The organism is Shimia isoporae, assembly GCF_004346865.1.
In the GTDB taxonomy this organism is placed as follows: Bacteria; Pseudomonadota; Alphaproteobacteria; order Rhodobacterales; family Rhodobacteraceae; genus Shimia; species Shimia isoporae.
Genome location: NZ_SMGR01000003.1, coordinates 29,810 through 48,327 on the forward strand (window position 1 = coordinate 29,810; position 18,518 = coordinate 48,327).

Below are 18,518 nucleotides of genomic sequence, written 5' to 3' on the forward strand. Positions count from 1 at the left end.
GTTTCCAAGTTTTCCAAGAACCCGGGTCCTGGCCGTTTCGGCGGCGGAATGGCAAAAATCGTTAATTTGTGTTAAGATTTCGCCGCTTTTCCCAAGAAAACTGCACGTTATTTCAAGTGCGCGTAACGATTTTTAGGAGACGATTATGCACGTAATAGGACCACATAAATTCAAAATCACGGAACCCGGCACCAATGACTTGCACATCCTGTACGCCTGGTCCGGAGGCTCACTGAAAAACCCCAGAGTGATTGGACAGCCGCAGCCCAAAAAGATTGTCGCAAAGGACAATCAAGTACACATTACCTGGGAGAACGAGGTGCCCCAAGGCACGAGCGTCAGCGTTCAGGTTGACAGCCTGTTCAAGCAAACCAAACCCATTTCCTACCAACACACGAAAGACGGCAAAGCGATTGGCGAGCCCATTCCTTACCACCAGAAAGAAGGCAAAGATTGGCGGCGCGGGATGCGGGAGCGCTGGCCCGTTGAAGTTGGCCCTCGCGCGCCCGCATCCATGTTGTCCACTGGACGACTGGGGATCATAAACCGCGAGCACGTCATCAAAGACTACAGCGGAGAGGTTCTCGCGAAGAACCTTCACTACGGCGGTTTTGAAAAGGAAGACGCCGACAAGATCGCGAATATTGTCAGCCCATATATCGTGGCGGTGGGCCGCAATCCGGTTTCCACGCTGGCGATGCGCGCGATTGTCGGGGAAACAGTAATGAACCGCGACAATCCGGATCCGACGGCCATTCGAGCAGCCATCATGGCAGATCACGCCAACTTCGGCTCGGCACGCCCCTTCCCTGCGGTTGTCGGGAATGAACACAAAATCATCCAGATGAGCGGTCGATTCCTCGCGCAGGTCGAAACCGCAAGCGCAATGGTGGCCGCGGGCGAACGCCCGCCGGACGAAATGATCAACCTCTATGACGAAGGCGTTTCCATTCAGGCCCACGCTGCGGAAATGGCCATCTCATACAAGCAGTTCTGCCTGCACCCGATGACCCACATGCCCATCAAGCCAACCCCGATGCCTTCGTTCGAGGTACTTCTTGATATGGAAAACCGCTATGGTTTCGTCCCTATGGCGATGCTGAAGGCGTTCTTCGCCCCTACGCCCACCACCGATTGGCAAGCGGTCATCGAAGAGATCCTGTTCAAGACTTTGGGCGCCCTCGATCTGATCGACTTTTACGTACCCATCCTCGAAATCCTCCGCGGCGGAGAGTTCAAAGACGTCTGGGAAGACCTGCTCAGAGCCGCCGCCGAGCACGATTTCTGGGAGCTTGTGAAAACCTTGCTTGAGGACTTCCTGCTCTCGGACAAGTTCCGCGAACTTCTGATCAAGAAACTGGGCAAGGAGGTTGCCGAAGAGATCCTGGAGAAAATGTTGCAAAAGTGGATTCCGATCCTCGGCTGGGCACAGCTCATCGGTAACATCATCGCCGTTCTTATCGTGCAAATGCTATACTACTACTCCCTGATTTTTGGCCCGTTCATCTTGCCGAAATGACGCCTACCGCCAGGTCAGAAACAACAACACCCGACCTAAATTGGTCGGGTGCATGAAATTCTTCTTTCTTACGATTGTTCAGCGCCAGCGCAGATTCTCACGGCTCAACTGATCCAGACTCGTGATCCCCATCAGCTTCATGTCCCGCTCAATCTCAGTGCGCATATTGCCCAGCACGCGTTCGACACCAGCCTGCCCCGCCGCCGCGAGTGCATAGAGGTAAAGCCGCCCGCCGGAACAGGCCTTCGCCCCAACCGACAACGCCTTCAGCACATGTGTGCCGCGTTGAATGCCGCCTTCGCAGATCACATCAATCTGGTCGCCCACGGCGTCACAGATTTCTGCCAGCTGATCAAACGGCGCGCGCGATCCGTCCAACTGCCGCCCACCGTGGTTGGACACCATGATACCGGTACAACCGATATCAACCGCCCGCTTTGCGTCTTCGACACTCATGATGCCTTTTAGAGCAAACTGTCCGTTCCATTGGGCACAGAGCTTCTCCGCGTCCTTCCAGTTCATCGACTGGTCAAGCATTGTCGAGAAATACTCTCCTACTGACACGGCCAGATTGGTCCCTGCGCTCACATGCCCCGACAGGTGCGGCATGTCGAATTTCTCTTTGGTGAAGAAGTTCCACGCCCACATCGGATGCGCCGCAAAACTCAGGGCCGAAGCCGGTGTCAGCTTGGGCGGAGAGGTAAAGCCCGTGCGCAAATCCCGTTCGCGGTTGCCGCCCGTGATGGTATCCACCGTCAGCGCCATAACCTGAAAATTCGCCGCCCGCGCACGTTCCAGCAACGCATCGTTCAAGCCACGATCCTTGTGGAAGTAGAACTGGAACATCTTCGGCCCCGGCGCGATCTTTTCGATCTCTTCAACCGTCACCGTCGCCAGCGAGGACACGCCAAACATTGTTCCGTATTTGGTCGCCGCCTTGCCAACCGCCCGCTCGCCTTCGTGATGGAACAACCGCTGCAAGGCTGTGGGCGCGCAATAGATCGGCATGTCGAGCTTCTGGCCCATGACCTCCACCGACATATCGACGTTTTCCACCCCGTTCAGGACGTTGGGCACCAAATCCACGTCGTCAAAGCTCGTGGTGTTGCGGCGGTAGGTGATCTCGTCATCCGCCGCCCCGTCGATGTAGTGAAAGATCGGTCCCGGCAGGCGCTTCTTGGCCAGCTTCCGAAAGTCCTGAAAATTGTGGCAATCCGTGAGCCGCATGGCACGCCCTCCCCTGACGCTTTGGCAAATCCCTTAAATTGGTAATTTTCTTTTACCAATATTTGCCAAAGCTGCAAGAGAGTTTGTGATCGACTGAAGACGAAGGTGGGAGTCCCTCAGAATTTTCCGGAATTTGCCCATTCCTCGCGCGGCGGCACCGGCTCTGCATTGTCCCAATGTTCAACGATCTTGCCATTCTCAATTCGGAAAATATCCGCCTGACACATGTCCTGACCATTCAGCCGTGTGCGGTTGAGCGTGGCGACAAAATTCCCCTCACCCACCATCAGGAAGCACTCCTGAAAACTCAACGGACAGTCTTCCGCGCCATAGAAAGCGGCAAAGGCCGCCAGCCCGTCCTCCATCCCGGATGAGTGCTGATGGAACACCTCATCGCTGATGAAATCCCCCATCCGGTCTACCCGCCGCCCGATCAGACAGGCGTCTATAAATTCCGCCACCAGCGCCTTGTTCGCCGCCGTTTTATCGAGATCAACAACGTCCGTCGGCCCATCTACCAAGGTTCGACCCGCCGGATTGGGCGGTGTGTCTTCGCCAATCACGTCCCAATGCTCGACGATCAGCCCTTCGTCGTCTGAATCAAAGAAGTCCGTCGTGACCCACCTCGCAGCCCCGCCATTCAGAACCTGATGCGCCTGAAGGAAAACCTTCGGCCCATCCTGCAGCGCCCGCACCACGCGGATGTCCCGATCCGGATTGCGCTCGATGAAAGGTCCAAAGAAAGCCAGAAACCCCTCCTTGCCGTCCGCCACTCCTGTCGAATGTTGCGTATACCGCGCGCCGGTGTAGGCATTTACGGCCTCCTCCGCGTGCCCGTCCCGAATACCCTTCATATACAGATCGATCGCATTTTCCTTGGCTGTGGCCATGACGCCCTCCAACAAACCGCACAAACAAAAACGCCCCGATGGTGACACATCGGAGCGCTTAATCAATTCACGAATTTGAGGGGAGACCCCTAAAGCCATTAACCCTGCTTGGTCACCTGAGTGTACTCCAACTCGACCGGGGTCTCGCGGCCAAAGATCGACACGGTCACCTTCAGGCGCTGGTTGTCTTCGTCCACTTCCTCGACCATGCCGTCGAAATCTTCGAACGGGCCGTCGTTGACTTTGACCTTCTCGCCCACCTCGAAGCTGATCATCAGCTTCGGCGCTTCTTCGCCTTCCTGCACGCGACCAAGGATGCCCTGCACCTCGGCGTCACGCATCGGCATCGGACGGCCCTGCGGGCCAAGGAAACCGGTGACGCGGTTGATCGAATTGATCAGGTGATAGCCCTGATCGCTCATTTCCATGTGCACGAGAACGTAACCGGGCATAAAGCGGCGCTCGGTGGTCACTTTCTTGCCGCGACGCACTTCGATCACTTCTTCAGTCGGCACCAGCACTTCGTCAATCTGGTCCTCGAGCCCTTGCTCTTCGACCGACGTGCGGATTGTCTCGGCGACCTTCTTCTCGAAGTTCGAAAGTACGCTGACCGAATACCACCGTTTTGCCATGTGACCGTTCTTTCCCGTCTTACCGGCCTGGGCCGGGTGTCATTTCAATACGCGCCCCGACGGGGGCATTTGGGAACAAAAAATCGGCGTGCAACTTGATTCGCCACACGCCACATTCCCGAAGTAGGCAGTGAACTACCGCCGATACCATTGGATTTCAAGAGCCAAAGGCCGCGAAGCGACCTCACCAGCCTTAGCCGAAGAGCGACAGAATGCCGTTCAGACCGCCGCGGATCAGAATGTCCACAAGCGAGAAAAACGCCGCAGTCAGCGCCGCCATGATAAAGACCATGACCGTGGTCAGCAGAACTTCGCGGCGAGTCGGCCAAACGACTTTGGACACTTCCGCGCGGACTTGCTGAATAAAGGTGATCGGATTGGTTTTCGCCATGACGCTTCTTCTTTGCCTTGATCAGAGGCTGACATACTTGGCTGGCCTGACAAATTCAAGGCCATTTGGCGCTCTTTGATCGTTGAAACGCCTTCAACCACCAATTCGTGAGATACGTGCCGCAAATGACGGGTCTATCGGCCCATCCCATGCATCGTCATCAGTCACGGGACGATAGAGCAGATGACGCATGCTATTGGGGAGGAGTTTTTCCACAAAGCGCGCCCGTGCCGGGTCATTCCAGATAAACCGCTGAATGCGGCGTCCGACGATGCGCGCCATACGGTCCTGACCGATCAGGGCCCCAAGCAGCAATAGTCCGGAAAGGAATGTCAGAACCAGCATCGGAATGAACATCGGTTGCCAATAAACCACCGAGCTCAGGAGAGCGACAGACAGGATACGGGGCGTTGTCAGAAAGCGTCGCAAAGCTCGTGTCGGCCCGCCCTCGACAATCTCGAGCTTGCGCCAGGAGCGTTCTCGCGGAGCCTCAACCCAATCGTGCCATTCCGCGGACGTCGCCTCAGCACGTGCCCTTGCGCCAACCGGCGCGACATTGTGTTCGATCGGCTCGGGGCGGGCTTCTACTGGTTTGGGTTCGACAGCGAGGGCTTCTTGGGGAACGCCCGCGACGGCCTCGTCATCTGCAACCAGATTTCGGATCGCATCAAGGGTTTCCTCGCCGAACGGCTCGCCGGGTTCTTTGATATCCGCGCCATACTGCGGCACATCACCTTTGTCATAAAGCGTTGGATCGTCGTTGCTCATACCAATCACCATCTCGACGCACCCTTGGTAAGCGCGGCACGCCGTTTCCTGAGACGCCGCCGCCCTCACACAGCCACGTACGAATCAAGTTGAACTCTAACTGTTAGGGTTTGCTTAAGACTTTGGTGCTCAGCAGGCACAGTTGTGGCGATTTTGAGGCAAATGCTCAAAATCGCCTAGGGGCTTGTTGCCCAACTCTCTGAAAAGAAAGGTTATCTTCCGGACACGAACTTTTGCGCCAGTCGCAGTTCATGCTGCCAATATCGCATGCACCAGAGGCCCACACCACGCAAGGCATCTCGGACCCGCTCTGGTCCAACAGCAACCGCAGCCACAATAAACAGGATCAGCGACCAGATCAGAAGCCGGATCGCCACAGCCGGCATAACCAAAGCGACCGTGCCAACCATAATCAACGACAGCAAACGCGGGCGTGGCCACCGACGCGCCATAAGGGCGTCGCGTTCAGCCTCGATGAGCGCCAACTCTGCCGCAGGTGCTCCCGCCAATTCGGGAGCATTCCGCTGCATCGCTGCTTCAACGCGGGAAATCTTTGGCTCGGCCGGTTCATTTGCCTGCGCTCCAACAGTCCGCCGCGCAGCTTCAATCATCAGCCGGTGAACTTCTTTTCTAGGCTTGGAAGAAACAGCACTGTCTTCCCGCTCAGGCATGAACGGACCGGTGTCGTCAAAATCCCCTAGTCTCCAATTCTGTCCCATGTCGTCCCTTTCGAACAACGCCCCCTGCTGCGCTGTCAAAATTTACAGCCTCGCGGAATGGTTAATGAAAGGTAAATAGGACGAGTCTTAGCGGGCTTCTGGGCATTCTCTGGGCCATTTGTGTCGCAAATGGGGCAATTACCCGCGTCAATCTCAGCTCAGCTCCCTGCAACAGCGAGGTCTTTGCCTCGCTCAGACGACGCAGTTTCCACCCTCTCCAACGGCTCCAACACGACCGGCTTTTTGTCCGGTCTGCTGGCGGGCGTCACTGTGATGCTCAACAAACTCTCTAGCGTGTAGTAGCTCCGAAACAACCGGAACAGCGTGTACTCCGGAACATAAAGCAAAGCGCGCCAGGATCGGTTGATCAACGTCGCCATGATCGACACAAGGAACGGTGCTCCTATCGCAACAGCAAAGATAGCACTTAGCTGCGGCCGCATCTCTGGCGAGAACGGATCCATGAACTCGATCATGCCAAAAAATATCAGCCCGATCGACATGGCACGGAATGACGTGTTCAACAGCATCAGCGGAAGAATAACGATCCCTCGCAAAGACCGGTGATTGATGCGCGACGCTTCGGCACAACGCGCGGCGATGTGAAACGCGGACCTGAACCAGCGCATCCGTTGTTCGCGCATGTGATGCAGCGTGGCAGGCACCTCACTCTCATAGCGCACCTTCGGATCGACCATCACGCGATACCCCATCTCACCGATGCGCATCGACATGTCTGAGTCTTCGCCGTTCAAGCCAAACGCAAAGCCACCAAGCAATCTGGGAAACTCGGAGCGGTACACCGCGAACATGCCGGGTATGGCAACCAGCGCCTCGATCGCGTCGGTGCCAATCGCATAATAGCCGTGGTTCACCAAAACTTCAGACTGCCGCGCCCTCTCAAAGAAACTGCGACCACGGGTGAAGGGCACGCCGCCAAGACAGCCGAGCGTCGGATCACTGAAGTGCGACAACGCCCGCCAAAGTGCATCGGAGTGGATTTGCGTATCGGCATCAATGCGGATCACAAAGTCTGTTTGTACCTCCGCAAAACCTCGGTTGAGCGCATGCGCCTTACCCGGTCTCGCCTCGTCAATGACCCGTCCATTCACATGACGTGTTTTCGCAAAAGCGGCCTCGGTAACAGCGCGAGTGGAGTCCGATGAGTTATTGTTTACAACGAGTACATTCACCTCACCGCCGTATTCAATCGCAGCAGCCTCAATCGCGGCAACGGTGTGCGCAATGATATATTCCTCATTGTGTGCGGGGATCACAATCGACAATGGCGGCCGGAACTGTGGATCCGGAGTGTCCCTGCGGCGATCCCAACACGACAAAAGGTAGAGCATCAAAAAGAGACTCGGTAAGAACAGGAAAACGCCCGGCCCTAGTCCGCCCAACAGCGAGAACGACCGCAACTTCGTGATGAATTGCGGGTCCAACTGGGTAACCTGATAGGACAGTGTCGCTGCAAGAAGCGTCACGGCGAAGAAACGGGTCGCGACAACACGCTTACGCCGCGGCTGGATGGTCATTTCCACCGAATCCGGCATTGCCCCGCGCCGGAACACCTGCGTTGAAAAAACCGCGAAACCCGCCAGCCCGCCAGCGATCTCCTGCACATTCAAATCCGGAGGAAGGCCCGTCACCAACGAAATTCCGTAAGCTGCGTAGTCCAGCGTCGCACAGAACACGAAGAAATACCCGAGCAAGGCAACGATCAACCGCGCCTTGGCCTCGATGGTGCCATTGCAAAACAGGCCAAACGCCAAAAAGAACGACACCAAGAAATGGCGAATGGCGACGGAATGGTGATCCCGAACAGGGACAAAAACCCAATCGCCCGAAGGAAACAGGCGGCTCAAGGGCTCCCAGTTCTGCAAAGCAATGAGTCCGCCCGCGCAAATCAGGACAAACGTCACCAGAACGGCTGGCGCACGCCAAAGGGCCACCCGGCCAGAGAGTTTTTCCGGCTGGCTGTCTACACTCCAGAACTCGTTCCGGGACGCTTTGCTTTGATCAACTTTACGCATCTCACGACCTGTAATTGGCCTGAATATAGTCAAAAAACAGTGTCCGCCCACAGTTCTCGCTGCGGGCGGACCTTGGTTCGTTTCAGCCGGTCTTAAACGGCAATACGGTGCGGCACGTGAAACCGTTGAACTTCAGAAACCACACCTGGTTTCTGGAACTTGGTCCAGAGGGACCCGGCTGAAACCGTCTGCGGCACATAGCGATCGCTGTATTTCTCCGCAATCTCTACGGTTTCTTCCAACAGGCCGTCTTGCAGGGTCATCGGGTTCAGACCCAGATCACGGAAGCTCTTGTTACTCACCCGCAGATCATTTTCCGCTGCTTCGTTACGTGGGTTGTTCACGTAAGCCACCTGAACGCCAGTCATATTGGCGACCAACTCTGCCAGATCACGCACCCGCAGGGTCTCTGCCATCTGGTTTCGGATCACCACGCGATCGCCATGTGCGGGCGGGTTCTCAATCGCCAGCTGGATACATTTCACGGTATCGCGGATGTGAATGAACGCGCGGGTTTGACCGCCTGTGCCGTGCACAGTCAGCGGGTGACCGACGGCCGCCTGCATCAGGAACCGGTTCAGAACCGTGCCGTAGTCACCGTCATAGTCAAACCGGTTGATCAACCGCTCGTCGAGCTTGGTCTCAGGGGTTTGGGTACCCCAAACGATGCCCTGGTGCAGATCGGTGATCCGCATACGGTCGTTCTTCGCATAGAACTGGAACAACAGCTGATCCATGGACTTGGTCATGTGATAGACGCTGCCAGGGTTGGTCGGATACAGGATTTCACGATCGAACTCTGTGCCGTCATCGCCGGTCACCTTGACCTTCTGATAGCCTTCCGGAATTTCCAGACCGTCGCCATCGTATCCGTAGACACCCATGGTGCCGAGGTGGACGACATGCGTATCCAGATCCAGACCCGCAATTGCGGCCAGAAGGTTGTGCGTGGCGTTGATGTTGTTGTCCACGGTATAACGCTTCTCGGTCAGCCCACGCATGGAATACGGTGCGGCACGTTGCTCGCCAAAGTGCACGACCGCCTCAGGCTTCAGTTCAGCCAACAGGGAAACCAGCCTGTCGAACTCTTGCGCGACATCCAGCATCTCAAAACGGATTGTGCGTCCGCTGACTTCTTCCCAGGCGGTGATACGGTCTTCAATGGTCGTGATTGGCGTCAGGCTCTGTGCGCCCAGATCGTCATCAATACGACGACGAGACAGGTTGTCCACGATCGTGACGTCATAACCGCGCCGCGACAAATGAAGTGACGTTGGCCACCCGCAAAAGCCGTCGCCACCGATTACAACGATATTGTTCATCTCAGTTCTCCTAACAGATTAATGGGGATGTGTTTGATGCTCTGAGTGTGGCTTTCTGCCGCCCTCTTTCCCCGTCCCTTAAGGAACTGAAATGGGTGGCATTTTAACGAAATCATTCAGAATCCACGCCAAAATATTCATCAAACCTGTCAATCTGAAGGCCTGATAGTAAATACGAATTTTTTCGTCAAATTGGAGCGGCGAGTTTTGGCTCATCCAATGCGCAGTCAGAACTGCCAGCGCGCGCCCGCGAGGAAAGCTATACTGTCATGATAAGCGACAGTCGGCGTGTCGTACTCGTACCGGCGGATCAAGGCATAGAAATCGATTTTTGGATCCCGCATCTTCTGCACCACGGCAAAACCATACGAGACACTGTCGCCATTACCTGCCCCCGCTATATTGCCCCCGTACAGGTCCTGGCCGCTGTAGTAGTCAATCGACAACGCCGTCTGCCCAATATCAAACCATCGGGCAATATATCCTATCTTTCCATACGAGTAACGGCCACCAGCCGCCTCGTGTCCGGTTGCCAGAGTGAAGTTCCAACCGCTCGGACGGTGCAGCACCGAACCCGACGCAATGAAGACGTTCTTGCCGTTTTCGATCCAACGGTACGCGCCGCCGCCTCGCAACCGAAAGTCACCATGATCGCCATCATACCGGGCAGAGGCATCCGCGAAGATTTTGCCGAATTGACTGCTGCTCGCCTCTGACACGACCTCGCGCCCTGCAGCGATAGCAAGACGCCATCCACCCAGCATCGGACTGTCATAACGCAACCTCAACCGGCGCGAACTGCCCATCGACCGGAAGGCTTGCCGTATTCTCAAAGTCGAATTTGCTCCGTCTACGCGCCGCAAAAACATCCCGCCAGCAGCATCCTGAACCGGCGTTCCGGCCACCACAGTTGTTAATGAAAGATCCAACCCCGTAAACCCGTCGGCAGCCATTGCGCCCTGACCAGCAAAAAGCACACCAAAGTCGTCATGTCGAAACTCGACCTCGACCTTTCGGATCTCGCCACGGTCGAACTTGTAGTCGCGGTCGTGTGGATTATCTTGATCGATCCTGTTGGTTTCCTTCCAGCGCAGCGCCAATTCGCCCCGCGCCCGAAACCGCCAACCGTCGCGCATATCCTGAACCCAGGTCGCGCCGATACGAGACACTGATTTCGAATTGTCCACGAACCAGTATTCATCCCGCGAAAGCCCGTCGTCATAGCTCAGGACACCGCGGTTAATTTGACCGTAGAACCCGAAAACACCTCGCCCGTCCGCCGGAGCATCTTCCGCCGCCACAGCGGTCGCAAACCCCACAAGGGCTGTCATCGCGGTGAAAACCCGTTTCATAAACACTGCCTAGGTCAACAATTGCTTTTGCTTTGCGCAAACCTTGCCTTGGCCTTCACTTTCCAAGCAAGGCCTTTGGGGCAACCTTTGAAAACGTGACGCAGGCAGGTCACAGGCGACTATTCAACCAATCGCCTTCGCAACGCCTCGCTGGGCAAGGCACATAAGTCATCCCGACCAAACACCGCATATCGGTTGCGGGCGATCCGTGCATAAATCCAATCCTGCACGCCAACAGGCAACCACCCGAGAGGGGCAAGCACTGCAAAACCCCAATGCAGTTGCCGCGCCAACCGCAAAACTGCGTCCAACGAGCCATATGCCATGCCGCCTTCCAACATGAGCCAACTGTCCGGATCATCTGGTTTCATGCCAAAATGCAGCAGCAGTGCCTGACCAAGCTCGCTCTGCGCCGGCGAAATACGCACTCGGTCGTCGCTGTCATGAGCCGCAATAAAACGGGCCGCACGTGAACACAACGCGCACTGCCCGTCCATCACAAGCAATATCCGAGAACGATCCACACGCGTGCCTTCAGGAAGACTCTCAAATGAAAACGGCTCTCTCAAATGCGCTGTCACTGACACTTTTCCTCGATTTACACTCTATCCGTGCCACAAAGCGCGCCAAACGAAAACAACCCGCCGGTAGACAAACCGGCCCAGCGCCGCTTAGGCTTTGATCATCCAATATCTTTCTCTCCGGCTCTCACGCCGAATTTTCTTTCCCGCTCCCTCTGATGGAGGACGCCTATGGTCAAGTTCATTGCCCGTTTCATCATGATTTTTCTGGCTCTGGCCCTGCTCGGCGTGCTGACACTTTGGGCCATGCTCGCCTTGCCCATGTTCTCCGAATGGCGAAAGGCCAACGTTCAGGACCTTCTCAGCGACCAGATCGGCCAACCATTTATCATTGAGGGTGACGTGCGCGTTCGGCTGGGCACTGTCACCCATTTACACGTGTCCCAGGCCAGTATTCCCAGCCAGAACATCCCCGAAACCAATCTGGCCGAACTCGAACTTTTCGAATTTGAAATCGACATGCTCTATGTGCTGCGCGAACGCCGCCTGCATCTGGACAACCTTGTACTGTCTGGCCTGCAGGGCAATTTGATAACGCTCGAGGACGGCACCACCAGTTGGATTCAGCGTGAACAGCCAATCCGCGAAAAAACCGAAACTGAAGAAACCGAAGCCGCAGACCCGACACCGCCCAACGACGACCGGCCGTCGATTCTGACGTTTGTCTCCGACAAGACGGTTTCGCTCAACGATTTCGGCGTTCTGGTGCGCGATGATGCAACCGGTTTTGTCTATGATTTCGATCTCTCAGACGCGGATCTCGCACAGGTGGCGTCTCCGCGTGGCGCCAAGTTTACCGCCAACGGCTCCTTGAACGAGGCTCAGTTTTCGTTCGAAGGCAACTATCCTTGGGGCGAACCCTTCACCAATCTCGCTCAGTTCGGAAACATCCGCATCACCTTCGACGGCGAAACACTGCCTGCCGATCAGGGCGGAGGATACACAGCCGCCTTCGTGATGGACACTGGTCAGGTTGGCGAAGTCTTTGATGTGCTGGGCTTGCAGCGCAGCTTTGAGGGACAGGGCACATTGACCTCGACTGTGACCAGCCAACCCGGACTCCTCGAGTTGGCCGAGATCGACGGCGAATTCGAACTCGACAAAGGCCAGAAGGTGACCCTGACCGGCAATGTCGGCAATTTGTTTACGGTCGAGGATTTCGACGTAAAGACGCGTATTTCGCTCTTCCCGCCTGACGCGCAGCCTCCCAAAGCCACCAGCATCGAAGACATGAAACTCACCGAAATTGTGGCCCGCGTGATTAACGACGACCGCAATCTTGAATTCAAACGCCTCGTCATCAAAACCAACGCCTTTGATCAGGGGCTGGACAGGGTTGGCCCGGTTTCCATTGGGCGTATCCATAAAACAGAAGAAGGCACCATCGCGTTCAGCAACCTCGCTGCGCAGGCTGGTCCGCGCGGCGCGCCCTATGTCAAATTACAAGGCGACATCAACGATATTCTGACCTTCAAAGGCGTCGCACTGGAAGGCACCGCCCACGCGTCAGCAAGCCTCCTTTTTCCCGACCTCTCAGAGGAAGATGTGGCTTTGTTCGGAGGACTGGAGGCTGCGTTCAAGGTGAGCGACCCTGAAGGCCGTGTCACGCTGACGGAACTCGACGCGCATTCTGAAAACACCGATCTCTGGGGCGTGTCCGCACACATTTCGGATCACGGCACCTCTCTTCTGGATGGCTTGGATATGAAACTGGTCTTCGGGGTCAGCGATACCGCTAAATTCCTCGAAGCCCTCAAGTTGGAGCCGGTCGACATTGGCTCACTCGGGCTTGATGTGGCCCTCGCCGGTGAAGCCAAAACCATGGAATTCGCGGCTCGTCTCTTCGCCGGTGACAGCGACATCTATTCCAACGTCACCCTCGACTACACGCAACCCATCAATGTCGTTCGCGGAGCGATCCTCAGCGATCTCTTGAGGTTGGACGATATCGCACAAGCTTTGCAGGTACTTGTCTCACTCTCCAAACTCTCGGACTCTGAAGAAGAGAACGATGAGAGCGCGACGCCAGAAACCGCGGAGGCCGAAGAGGACGACGGCGAAGTCACACCTCGAGAAACCTTCATGGACCCTGAGGAACTGCTTCTCCGAAGCGACGTGGAACTGACCGTCGAGGTCCGCGAATTTGTAGGTGAGAGCGGAACCTCGTCGATGACCAGCACCTTTGAGGCCAAAGAGGGAAAACTCGAAGCCGGGCCGATAGAACTGCACTATGGCGGCGGATATTTCAAAGTAACCGCGGAAATGGACGCCGTGAACGATCCTGACAAGATACGTATCCATGGCGGGACAAGCGGTTGGGACTTTGGACAAATTCTGGAAGCCGCCGGCCTCAACATAGACGCGCACGGAACGCTAAGCGCTTGGGTAGACGTGACTGGTAACCACGAAAGCCCCAATTTCGTGAACTCTCTTGTCGGTGCCGCCAGTCTGAACATGGGCAAAGGTGCAGTCGGCACAAGCCTGCTTGAACTTGCGGGCCTTGGTATCTTTCCTTGGCTTGTCTCCGAAGAGCTCGCAGAACGGCGCACAGAGATCACCTGCGTCAAGGCGCCAATCCACCTGCATGGCGGTCGCGTGACATTTGACGAGGTCGTGGCCGAAACCGAGCGCGTGCAACTGGTCGCCAAAGGCGAGGTCGACTGGGTCGGTAACGCAATCAATATTCGCGCGGAACCCCGCCGCGTGGGCAAACCGCTGTCGCGCAGCGCCTGGCCCTTCGACGTTACCGGCCAGCTCACGGCGCCCAAGTTTAAACTCGATGTAGGCGGCAGCCGCAGCCGGCGCACAGATGGCGCCGACGAGATGCCCGCGGATCGGGAGCCCTGCACCCCGGACATCCTGCAGCTTGAGTAACCGAGGCTCAGCGCCGCCCGTTCACAACTTCCAAAAATGAGAAGTCGGCTTCTTTCGCCCGCCCTGTAAGGTCCTGTGCCGCGACGCCAACGAAATTGCCTGTAAAGTTCGAGTGTTCACCGCGCACGCCTTCGTCGGAAAGTACCGAAGCATCCAGCACGGGCCCGATTTGCTCAAAGGCCCCGTCGCCGATTGCATAAAAGAACCGCATCTCGGCATGATCGATCTCGAGCCGCATACGCACCACGCCTTCGTCCGGCACAGGGATCAACGCACCAACCGGATAGGTCAACCGACCTTCAGGCCAGTCAGCGCAACTCAGGATCGTCAGCGCCCGCCCACCCGTTTCTGGGTCTTGCGTCAGCGCAAGGTAGTGAAACTGCGTCCGGTTGTAATAGGCCAGTAGGCCCGCCATCTGCTGATAGCTTTCTGGCGCGAAAGATACCTCAGTTTCGGCCGAACAGACCCACTCCGTCTGTCTGGCTGCGATAAGCGCTTGCTCGAACCACGACCCAATCGACTCGCGGCCGTAAAGCCGGAGCGCGTCGTCGCGCAACTCAAACAACCGATCGGTCTCAGGGCTGCGCAACCATTGCAACTGAGGCGGCAGCTCTGACAGCGTTGCAAAATCAAACCTTTCGGGAGCCTTCGGCCATGGATGCGGGGAAAGGTCCGGAGCAGCCTCAATGTGGCTCGGCTCCAGCCCGCCATTGGCCAGATAAAGCCATCCGTCATCCCGCCATTCGCAACGTGCGATGCCACTTTCGCGTCCCATCTGCGAACGTCGCGTGCCCGGAAGAGGCCGTGTGCAAAGATAAGTGTGCCAAGGTGTCCCGTCCGGTAGCTCCACGTACTGCCCATGGCCTGTTCTCTGAACCGGATGGCTGTCATTGTCCCGCACTGTCAACAAATGCGTATTGGGGTGCGTTTCATATGGCCCCCTAAGGTCTTTTGAGCGCGCATAGGTCACCGCGTGCTCGTATCCTGTCCCTCCCTCTGCGGTGATCAGGTAGTAGTAGCCATTCTTGCGCATCAGATGCGGCGCTTCGGTCAGCCCAAGCTCACTACCGGGGTAGATATTCGTAATCTCGCCCACCAGCTTCCGCTGCTCGACTGAATACTCCTGCAGCAGGATCCCGCCAAAGAACGGAGCACCGCGCCGCTCCGATTGACCCATCGTTGCCAGATGGTTCCAAACCATGTTGACCAGATACTTTTTGCCGTCATCATCATGAAACAGAGACGGGTCAAAGCCGCTCGAATTGAGGTAGATCGGATCGCTCCACGGTCCGTCAATGCTAGGCGCCGTCACGAGGTAATTGTGCGCATCCTTGAAGTTGCCATCAAGGCGCTTCACATCCGTATAGATCAGCCAGAAAAGCCCATCGGCAAAAGAGAGCGCGGGAGCCCAAACTCCGCAGCTGTCAGGATTGCCGCGCATATCCAGCTGCGCCATGCGCCGCAGCGGCTGCGCCAATGTCCGCCAATTCACCAGATCTCGGGAATGGCTGATCTGCACGCCTGGGTACCATTCAAACGTCGAGGTCGCGATGTAGTAGTCGTCGCCGACACGACAAATCGACGGGTCAGGATGGAACCCCCTAAGGATCGGATTTTCAATCTGTGTCATAAGGCGCTCCTCCCCAAAGCCTTGTGTTTGCGCCAACTCAACCAAGCTTTTTGCCGCACGCCAAGTATTTTTTTCGAGCCTCAAACAAAATACATCAAGATTCCATCGTTGCGTCACTCTCGGCTCATTCCCTTTGACCCCAAATGCCCGAGTGCGTAGATTTCCGTCATTCTCGGGGCGGGGTGAAATTCCCCACCGGCGGTGAAAGCCCGCGAGCGCCATCATGTTGATGGGTCAGCAGACACCGGTGAAACTCCGGGGCCGACGGTTAAAGTCCGGATGATAGAGAATGGGTAAGGTCAGGCCACACGTGGCTCTGGCCTCCTGTGCGCTCTGGGATCTTGTCGTTAGAGAAAGGATCAGAGCTATGACAAAATCCCCAAAATTCGCCTTCATCAAAGCCCGCTGGCACGCCGACATTGTCGATCAGGCACTTGTCGGGTTCGAGGCGCAACTGGCTGATCTGGGCATTGAGGCCCAAGTCGACACCTTCGATGTACCCGGCGCTTTCGAAATGCCGCTTCTGGCTCAAAAACTGGCTGAAACCGGCGATTATGAGGCAATCGCCGCCGCAGCGTTGGTCGTGGACGGAGGAATTTACCGCCATGACTTTGTGGCCCAGGCAGTCGTAACCGGCCTGATGGAAGCTGGCCAAAAAACCGGGGTACCGGTTTTATCTGTTTCGCTGACGCCACACCACTTCCAACCATCGGAAGAACACGTCTCTTTCTACCACGACCATTTCGTAAAAAAGGGGCGCGAGGCGGCACAGGCGGCTGTGCAAATCACGCAGACCTATGCACAACTTGCGGCCAAAACCTCCGCGGTTGCTGCCTGACACAACGGTACCGATGTCCCCTCTTTGCGATCAGAGGGGACACTCAGGCACCTTTATTTTGCGCGATCTGCGGTAAGCCAGGAAAAGTCCGTAAGCGCGACATCGGCCAGACAACTGCTTTGTGCGGTCAAAGCTTCCAACAAGTCAGGGCACAAATCTGTCTGATAACCAGTTTTGCCTGCGCTTTTGGGCGACGTATGGCCAGCCCGCTGATGGCAGTTCCGGCAGCTGGTGGAAATCGGGTGTGTCACACCTTCGATATATGGATTCACCGAGATCTTGAGGTCATCACCCGACACCGGATAAATCTCGGTCCCCTGTGTCAGCAGATAATTCCCCCATGGCCCGACCGCATCCGGCAGATCGGGCCGGTCGGCCGCATACTCCCCGGTGTCCGGCGCATTCACCCACCAAGTACTTTGCAGCGTCCAAGTAGGGACTTCTTTGGTGAACACATGCATCGCCACCGTTACCAGATAATCCCCGGGGCCAAACGGTTCTTCATAAAGCCACCAACTCGCGGCATTCAGAATGGCCTTGTCCGCCTCATTAAACAGCGCCCAGTCTTCCTCTGTCACCTGATGATGATACAGGTCATCAATCGGCACAATCGGTGCTGTTACAGACCGCGTTTCCATGGGCGTGCCGTCGTTCTCCTGAACGCCGAAAAGAAAAGACACATCCGCGTCTCCGCTCTTTGAATTGGACGGATCAACCGCCACGACCGACTCCCAAAGCTCATACCCCCAATATCCGGTGAAACTCGGGTCCCACTGAGTGCCGTTGTACCACGGCAATGCTGTCAGGGTTCCGGCCTTGACTGGCCAATACATATGTTTGGTAAAGATCGCCTCAGCCGGATAGTCGACACTTTCTCCATTCTCGTTGAGCCAATTTAGCGTCGAGACCTTATTCAAACTCTGTTCCCAAATAGTGTCATACCCCGCAGGAGACATAGACTCGGTCGCAATCATTATGTCGCCATTGAACGCAAAAAAGGCTCCGTCATAAAGCGACTCCTCCCCCGATCCGGATACCTTGATTGCCCCTTTGAAATTTTCTTTTACGTACTCCGGCAAAGGATACTGCGGCGCCGGCGTGCTGACATTGGGTGCTTCGGCTTCAACAGGCGCTACCCGCGCCATCTGCGCGTGCTGCGACTTTCGGATGGAAGGATGCAACGCTTCGGGTGGTGCCATGTCCTGTGGAAAGGCCTGAGACCCCGTCGGCCAACTGAACCACACTGGCCACGAATTGGCGTTCCCCGCCTCCAGCGGTTGCATGATCCCCGCCCAAAGTTTCCAACCATGTTCACGAACAAAGGTCCGATCGTTTTCGGATACCGCATCTTGCAACGCTGACGTATCCTCAAAATACCCGTATCCGTCCGGTATTGGCTGATAGCCAGGCCGTCCGTCCTGAGCAGTGGCATTTGAAGTGAGGATCGCTGCGCCTATCGCCGCACAGCTGAATAGTCGGAAACGTGGCTTGGCAATCATGCTGGCATCCTATCGCTTGGTCAGAAATGAATGGGTCGAAAAGAATGGCTGATCCTGCGGCACGCCAGAATTCCCGGACACCAAAGATCAACCAATAGTAATGCACCTCCTGATTAACACGTCTGTGGCGTGTCGACAAAGGAATTGCCTTCAAGGCAGCGCTCTGTCCGCTCGCGGCAAAAAAGAAAGGCAACCGCGCATTCCCGCGATTGCCCCATTTTCTGTCCAGTGCTGCTACAA

General features: G+C 56.3%; 15 protein-coding genes and 1 riboswitch. Of the genes, 3 read left to right on the forward strand and 12 right to left on the reverse strand.

What is annotated here, in order from left to right; translation table 11 throughout:
- The first annotated feature begins 145 nt into the window (after nucleotides 1–145).
- Nucleotides 146–1,519 (forward strand): hypothetical protein, encoded by a 1,374-nt coding sequence (locus tag BXY66_RS14480; RefSeq protein ID WP_132861109.1) that lies wholly within the window; start codon nucleotides 146–148, stop codon nucleotides 1,517–1,519.
- A gap of 78 nt (nucleotides 1,520–1,597) precedes the next feature.
- Here the strand turns inward: BXY66_RS14480 and BXY66_RS14485 are convergent, their stop codons facing one another.
- The 10 genes from BXY66_RS14485 to BXY66_RS14530 all read right to left on the reverse strand — a co-directional run bounded on the left by BXY66_RS14485 (nucleotide 1,598) and on the right by BXY66_RS14530 (nucleotide 11,437).
- Nucleotides 1,598–2,746 carry an alpha-hydroxy acid oxidase gene (locus BXY66_RS14485; RefSeq protein ID WP_132861110.1) on the reverse strand — a complete coding sequence of 383 codons (1,149 nt, stop codon included), beginning with the start codon at nucleotides 2,744–2,746 and terminating at the stop codon, nucleotides 1,598–1,600.
- A 116-nt stretch (nucleotides 2,747–2,862) separates the two neighbouring features.
- Nucleotides 2,863–3,636: a nuclear transport factor 2 family protein gene (locus BXY66_RS14490; RefSeq protein WP_165929194.1), complete on the reverse strand. Its 774-nt coding sequence runs from the start codon at nucleotides 3,634–3,636 to the stop codon at nucleotides 2,863–2,865.
- A 98-nt stretch (nucleotides 3,637–3,734) separates the two neighbouring features.
- Nucleotides 3,735–4,268, reverse strand: a complete 534-nt coding sequence (gene nusG, locus BXY66_RS14495) for a transcription termination/antitermination protein NusG (RefSeq protein WP_132861112.1) — start codon at nucleotides 4,266–4,268, stop codon at nucleotides 3,735–3,737.
- Between the two features lie 193 nt (nucleotides 4,269–4,461).
- Entirely contained in the window at nucleotides 4,462–4,659 is a 198-nt protein-coding gene (gene secE / locus BXY66_RS14500; protein WP_093323510.1) for a preprotein translocase subunit SecE, read from the reverse strand.
- 93 nt (nucleotides 4,660–4,752) lie between these two features.
- Nucleotides 4,753–5,427, reverse strand: coding sequence for a hypothetical protein (locus BXY66_RS14505; RefSeq protein ID WP_132861113.1), 675 nt, complete (start codon nucleotides 5,425–5,427; stop codon nucleotides 4,753–4,755).
- Nucleotides 5,428–5,639: 212 nt separating this feature from the next.
- On the reverse strand, nucleotides 5,640–6,146 hold the full coding sequence (locus tag BXY66_RS14510; protein ID WP_132861114.1) for a hypothetical protein: 507 nt from the start codon (nucleotides 6,144–6,146) through the stop codon (nucleotides 5,640–5,642).
- A gap of 158 nt (nucleotides 6,147–6,304) precedes the next feature.
- Nucleotides 6,305–8,182: a glycosyltransferase family 2 protein gene (locus BXY66_RS14515; RefSeq protein WP_132861115.1), complete on the reverse strand. Its 1,878-nt coding sequence runs from the start codon at nucleotides 8,180–8,182 to the stop codon at nucleotides 6,305–6,307.
- Between the two features lie 92 nt (nucleotides 8,183–8,274).
- Nucleotides 8,275–9,504, reverse strand: a complete 1,230-nt coding sequence (locus BXY66_RS14520) for an NAD-dependent epimerase/dehydratase family protein (RefSeq protein WP_132861116.1) — start codon at nucleotides 9,502–9,504, stop codon at nucleotides 8,275–8,277.
- Nucleotides 9,505–9,731: 227 nt separating this feature from the next.
- Nucleotides 9,732–10,856 (reverse strand): porin, encoded by a 1,125-nt coding sequence (locus BXY66_RS14525; RefSeq protein ID WP_132861117.1) that lies wholly within the window; start codon nucleotides 10,854–10,856, stop codon nucleotides 9,732–9,734.
- Between the two features lie 119 nt (nucleotides 10,857–10,975).
- Complete coding sequence (locus BXY66_RS14530; protein ID WP_243694399.1) at nucleotides 10,976–11,437, reverse strand: thiol-disulfide oxidoreductase DCC family protein; 462 nt, start codon at nucleotides 11,435–11,437, stop codon at nucleotides 10,976–10,978.
- Nucleotides 11,438–11,608: 171 nt separating this feature from the next.
- Here BXY66_RS14530 and BXY66_RS14535 point away from each other — a divergent pair, with 171 nt between their 5' ends.
- A complete protein-coding gene (locus BXY66_RS14535; RefSeq protein ID WP_132861118.1) occupies nucleotides 11,609–14,311 on the forward strand; it encodes an AsmA family protein in 2,703 nt (900 codons plus the stop codon).
- 7 nt (nucleotides 14,312–14,318) lie between these two features.
- Here BXY66_RS14535 and BXY66_RS14540 read toward each other — a convergent pair whose 3' ends face one another.
- On the reverse strand, nucleotides 14,319–15,941 hold the full coding sequence (locus BXY66_RS14540) for a glycoside hydrolase family 43 protein (protein ID WP_132861119.1): 1,623 nt from the start codon (nucleotides 15,939–15,941) through the stop codon (nucleotides 14,319–14,321).
- A gap of 164 nt (nucleotides 15,942–16,105) precedes the next feature.
- Nucleotides 16,106–16,236: riboswitch (FMN riboswitch) on the forward strand.
- Nucleotides 16,237–16,308: 72 nt separating this feature from the next.
- Here BXY66_RS14540 and BXY66_RS14545 point away from each other — a divergent pair.
- A complete protein-coding gene (locus tag BXY66_RS14545; protein WP_132861120.1) occupies nucleotides 16,309–16,779 on the forward strand; it encodes a 6,7-dimethyl-8-ribityllumazine synthase in 471 nt (156 codons plus the stop codon).
- A 53-nt stretch (nucleotides 16,780–16,832) separates the two neighbouring features.
- Here BXY66_RS14545 and BXY66_RS14550 read toward each other — a convergent pair whose 3' ends face one another.
- Nucleotides 16,833–18,278 (reverse strand): hypothetical protein, encoded by a 1,446-nt coding sequence (locus BXY66_RS14550; protein WP_132861121.1) that lies wholly within the window; start codon nucleotides 18,276–18,278, stop codon nucleotides 16,833–16,835.
- Nucleotides 18,279–18,518: the final 240 nt, after the last annotated feature.

Coding starts and splice junctions, on each gene's coding strand:
- BXY66_RS14480 (WP_132861109.1), top strand. CDS start 146: ATGCACGTAATAGGACCACATAAATTCAAAATCACGGAACCCGGCACC.
- BXY66_RS14485 (WP_132861110.1), bottom strand. CDS start 2,746: ATGCGGCTCACGGATTGCCACAATTTTCAGGACTTTCGGAAGCTGGCC.
- BXY66_RS14490 (WP_165929194.1), bottom strand. CDS start 3,636: ATGGCCACAGCCAAGGAAAATGCGATCGATCTGTATATGAAGGGTATT.
- nusG (WP_132861112.1), bottom strand. CDS start 4,268: ATGGCAAAACGGTGGTATTCGGTCAGCGTACTTTCGAACTTCGAGAAG.
- secE (WP_093323510.1), bottom strand. CDS start 4,659: ATGGCGAAAACCAATCCGATCACCTTTATTCAGCAAGTCCGCGCGGAA.
- BXY66_RS14505 (WP_132861113.1), bottom strand. CDS start 5,427: ATGAGCAACGACGATCCAACGCTTTATGACAAAGGTGATGTGCCGCAG.
- BXY66_RS14510 (WP_132861114.1), bottom strand. CDS start 6,146: ATGGGACAGAATTGGAGACTAGGGGATTTTGACGACACCGGTCCGTTC.
- BXY66_RS14515 (WP_132861115.1), bottom strand. CDS start 8,182: ATGCGTAAAGTTGATCAAAGCAAAGCGTCCCGGAACGAGTTCTGGAGT.
- BXY66_RS14520 (WP_132861116.1), bottom strand. CDS start 9,504: ATGAACAATATCGTTGTAATCGGTGGCGACGGCTTTTGCGGGTGGCCA.
- BXY66_RS14525 (WP_132861117.1), bottom strand. CDS start 10,856: ATGAAACGGGTTTTCACCGCGATGACAGCCCTTGTGGGGTTTGCGACC.
- BXY66_RS14535 (WP_132861118.1), top strand. CDS start 11,609: ATGGTCAAGTTCATTGCCCGTTTCATCATGATTTTTCTGGCTCTGGCC.
- BXY66_RS14540 (WP_132861119.1), bottom strand. CDS start 15,941: ATGACACAGATTGAAAATCCGATCCTTAGGGGGTTCCATCCTGACCCG.
- BXY66_RS14545 (WP_132861120.1), top strand. CDS start 16,309: ATGACAAAATCCCCAAAATTCGCCTTCATCAAAGCCCGCTGGCACGCC.
- BXY66_RS14550 (WP_132861121.1), bottom strand. CDS start 18,278: ATGATTGCCAAGCCACGTTTCCGACTATTCAGCTGTGCGGCGATAGGC.